The 4,361-nt window shown below is 71.2% G+C and carries 3 protein-coding genes and 1 pseudogene; all 4 read right to left on the reverse strand.

All coding sequences use genetic code 11. The annotated features are described in order from the left end of the window. Nucleotides 1-321, reverse strand: a pseudogene (locus tag ACSNOG_RS31870) (hypothetical protein); the annotation flags it as partial. Nucleotides 322-388: 67 nt separating this feature from the next. Further along, nucleotides 389-949, reverse strand: a complete 561-nt coding sequence (locus ACSNOG_RS31875) for an HIT family protein (protein ID WP_436756186.1) — start codon at nt 947-949, stop codon at nt 389-391. Between the two features lie 138 nt (nt 950-1,087). Next, complete coding sequence (thrS, locus tag ACSNOG_RS31880; protein ID WP_436756187.1) at nt 1,088-3,064, reverse strand: threonine--tRNA ligase; 1,977 nt, start codon at nt 3,062-3,064, stop codon at nt 1,088-1,090. A gap of 111 nt (nt 3,065-3,175) precedes the next feature. Continuing rightward, on the reverse strand, nt 3,176-4,361 hold a 1,186-nt coding region (locus ACSNOG_RS31885; RefSeq protein WP_436756188.1), incomplete at its 5' end, for a hypothetical protein.

Below are 4,361 nucleotides of genomic sequence, written 5' to 3' on the forward strand. Positions count from 1 at the left end.
GCTCAGGGCGGGGACGGGGGGCTTCGACGCAGAGGGCGCCCCGGACGCCGGGGAGCTCTTGGCGGCGCCCGGCGCACGGGACCCGCCGGGTCCACCGGACGCACCGGGTCCACCGGAGGCACCGGGCCGGGTGGATGCGCCGGGCTTGCCGGACGCTCCGGTCCCCGCGGAACGCTCGGGCGGCGCAGTGGCCCGTACGGACGGATCCGCCGCCCGGGCCCCCGCCTCACCCTCCGGCCTGCCGCAGCCCACGGCGGCGGCCCCGGCGAGGGCGCCACCGGCGGCCGCGCGCAGCACGGTGCGGCGGTGAAGGAAGGTCACCGCCCCATTAGAACTTCTTTTAATTAAGACTTTGGGACATTTGCCCGTTTTTCTCTGGCGCGTGTCCTCAGGCGTCCGGCCAGGCGTCCGCCAGCATCTTGCGGGTGTCCGCGAGCAGTTGGGGAAGGATCTTGGTCCGGCCGATGACGGGCATGAAATTGGTGTCGCCGCCCCAGCGGGGGACGACGTGCTGGTGCAGGTGAGCGGCGATGCCGGCACCGGCGGTGTCGCCCTGGTTCATGCCCACGTTGAAGCCGTGCGCCCCGGAGGCGGCACGCAGCGCGGTCATCGCCCGCTTGGTGAAGTCGGCCAGCTCGGCGGTCTCGGCGAGATCGAGCTCGGTGTAGTCGGCGACGTGCCGGAAGGGCACGACCATGAGGTGGCCGCCGTTGTACGGGTAGAGGTTCAGGACGGCGTAGACGCGCTCGCCCCGGGCGATGATCAGCCCGTCCTCGTCACTCTTCTCCGGAATCGAGCAGAACGGACACCCGTCACCGGACCCCGGCCCGGTCGGCTTGTTCTCGCCTTGGATGTACGCCATCCGGTGGGGCGTCCACAGTCGCTGGAACGCGTCCGGCGCCCCGACTCCGATCTGCTGCTCCGGCTCACTCGTCATGGTGTGCAGCATATGCGCCCGGCTGGGCGCGGACGCAGAGAGGGGCGGCCCTGATGGCCCGCCCCTCTACCCCCGCGAGTGCAGGGACGTGTACACCCCTCATGCCACCAAGGGCAAGCTCGGGCCACCCCCGCTCACGCGGGGACCGCGTCACACCTGTACGCGACGCTCCACCACGTCAACGAGCTTCGCCAGCGCCTGGTCACGCGGGACGCCGTTCTCCTGCGAACCGTCGCGGTAACGGAAGGACACCGTGCCCGCGGCCATGTCCTCGTCACCGACGATGATCATGAACGGAACCTTGAGCTTCTGGTGGTTGCGGATCTTCTTCTGCATCCGGTCGGACGAGGCGTCCACCTCGACCCGCAGGCCCTTCTTCTTCGCCTCGGCGGCGAACTCCTGCAGGTACTCGACGTGGGCGTCGCCGATCGGGATGCCGACCGCCTGGACCGGGGCCAGCCACGCCGGGAACGCGCCCGCGTAGTGCTCCAGGAGCACCGCGAAGAACCGCTCGATCGAACCGAACAGCGCACGGTGGATCATCACCGGCTGCTGGCGCGAGCCGTCCGCCGAGGTGTACTGAAGATCGAACCTTTCCGGCAGGTTGAAGTCGAGCTGGATGGTCGACATCTGCCAGGTACGGCCAATGGCGTCCCGCGCCTGGACCGAGATCTTCGGGCCGTAGAAGGCCGCGCCGCCCGGGTCGGCGACGAGCTCCAGGCCCTGCTTCTCGGCCACCTTGCGCAGCGTCTCGGTGGCCTCGTCCCAGGCCTCGTCCGAGCCGACGAACTTCTCCGGGTCCTTGGTGGAGAGCTCCAGGTAGAAGTCGTTCAGGCCGTAGTCGCGCAGCAGGTCCAGGACGAAGGTCAGCGTCCGGTCGAGCTCCTCGCCCATCTGCTCGCGGGTGCAGTAGATGTGCGCGTCGTCCTGCGTGAAGCCGCGGGCACGGGTGAGACCGTGCACGACGCCCGACTTCTCGTACCGGTACACGGTCCCGAACTCGAACAGGCGCAGCGGCAGCTCGCGGTACGAGCGTCCCCGGGCGTCGAAGATCAGGTTGTGCATCGGGCAGTTCATGGGCTTGAGGTAGTAGTCCACGCCCTCGTCGAGCTGCATGGGCGGGTACATGCCGTCGGCGTACCAGTCCAGGTGGCCCGAGGTCTCGAAGAGGCGTCCCTTGGTCGCGTGAGGGGTGTAGACGAACTCGTACCCCTCCTCCTCGTGACGCCGGCGCGAGTAGTCCTCCATGACCCGGCGGATGATGCCGCCCTTGGGGTGGAAGACGGCCAGGCCCGAGCCGATCTGCTCCGGGATGGAGAAGAGGTCCAGCTCCGAGCCGAGGCGGCGGTGGTCGCGCTTCTCGGCCTCGGCCAGGAAGTCCAGGTGCGCCTTGAGCTCGTCCTTCGACGGCCACGCGGTGCCGTAGATGCGCTGGAGCATGGGGTTCTTCTCGCTGCCGCGCCAGTACGCGGCGGCGTTGCGCATGAGCTTGAACGCCGGGATGACACGGGTGGTCGGCAGGTGCGGACCACGGCACAGGTCACGCCAGCACAGGTCGCCGGTCTTCGGGTCCAGGTTGTCGTAGATCGTCAGCTCGCCCGCGCCGACCTCGACGTCCGCGCCGTCGTCGTGCGAGGCGGAGCCCTTGAGGCCGATCAGCTCCAGCTTGTACGGCTCGGCCGCGAGCTCGTCGCGGGCCTCCTCGTCGGTGACCACGCGGCGGGAGAACTTCTGCCCGCGCTTCTGGATCTCCTGCATGCGCTTCTCGATGGCCTTGAGGTCATCGGGGGTGAACGGCTTCTCGACGTCGAAGTCGTAGTAGAAGCCGTCCTTGACCGGCGGGCCGATGCCCAGCTTGGCCTCGGGGAAGAGCTCCTGCACGGCCTGGGCCATGACGTGGGCGGTGGAGTGGCGCAGGATGTCGAGGCCGTCCTTGGAGGAGATCTCGACGGGCTCGATCTCCTCGCCGTCGGCGACGACGTAGGCGAGGTCCTTCAGCTCGCCCGCGACGCGCGCGGCGACGATGGTGCGCTCCCCGGAGAAGAGCTCGGCGGCCGTAGTGCCCGTCGTCACCACGCGCTCTTCCCGCTCGGAATCGCGTTGGATGATCACACGGACGTCTGACACCGGTCTCTCCTGACGTATGGGGTGCGCAGCGGTCACTGCGCGCCTGAATCGTACCGAGAGCGGCAGCCTGGTCGCGAAACGGTTTACCCGGCGACCGGGGAGGGCGCGGTCTCACTCGCCTCCGCACGCCTCCTCGAAGAAGTCGATGTTCTCGTGCAGCGACTTCAGCAGGCGGTCCCGTTCGCCGTCGTCGACGCGTACGGGCACGACGTCGCGGGCGTCGGCGAGGCGCCGGAAGCCGCCCGTACTCTCCAGGCGGCCGCTCATGCGCAGCGGCAGGCCGAGGAGGTGGGCGTGGCCGGCGATGCGGTAGTCGTCCTCGTCGAGGGTGGCGCGGACCTGGGTGACGTCCGCGCCGGTGAGGATCCTCAGGCGTACGGTTCCGGGTCCGCCCTGGTCGTCGCGGCGCATGCGGACGACCACTCCGGTGAGCTGCACGGTGACGGGGGGCTCGTCGCGGATGTAGCGGGCTCCGGCCTCGCGGAGGACGGGAAGGTCGGCGGGGGTGAACGCGAGGGGCTCGGGGCGGGCGGCGAAGCCGTCGGGCGGGCCGGCCGCGGGGGCCCAGTGCAGGGTGATGCGGATGCCTGCCGAGCCGCGGAGGAGTTCGCCGATCGCTTCGGTCAGCTCCTGGCAGACGCCTGCTTCGACGGCCGGTTCGAAGGCGTCGGGGGCGCCGGTGGCCCGCTGGCGGTCGGTGGCGTCGCGGGCGGCGTAGAGGGCGCGGAGGAGGGCCGTGGTGACGGGCCTGCCGTCGGTTCCGGGGGCGGCGCCCGGGTCCGTGCCGACGGGCAGGAAGGCGGTGAGCTCGCGGCTGCTCGCGGTGGTGCCGGTCAGGAGGCGGGTGAGGGCGGTTTCCGCGTGCCGGCGGTGGCGGGCGCCGTGGTAGCCGGCGGTGCCGTGTGCGCTCAGGGCGGCGGCGAGGAGCAGGGCGCGGGCTCCGGCGCGCAGCTGTTCCTGGGCGGCCCAGGTGGCGGCGGGCGCCTGGGGGTCGGGGATGTCCCGTTGCCAGTGGATCTCGTCGACGGGGGTGTGCAGGGCGGTGAGGATGTCGCGTGCGGAGGGGACGGCGCTGTGCCGGAGCGCGGCGAGCGCTTCGGCGACGAGGTCGGCGCTGTCGGGGTAGGTGCGGCTGTCGGGGACGAGCAGGCTGGTGCGCCCCCGGGCGTCGGCGGCGTCGGGGGGTGTCCAGCGGCTGTACGCGCCGGCTGCCGCGCCGCGGCGGCGCCAGCCGTGGCGGGCGAGGAGTGCGGCGAGGACGGCGGGGTCGACGGCTTCGGGCGGGGGGCCGCCGGGC

The organism is Streptomyces sp. URMC 124, assembly GCF_051386455.1.
Lineage (GTDB): Bacteria > Actinomycetota > Actinomycetes > Streptomycetales > Streptomycetaceae > Streptomyces.

Coding starts and splice junctions, on each gene's coding strand:
- ACSNOG_RS31875 (WP_436756186.1), bottom strand. CDS start 949: ATGCTGCACACCATGACGAGTGAGCCGGAGCAGCAGATCGGAGTCGGG.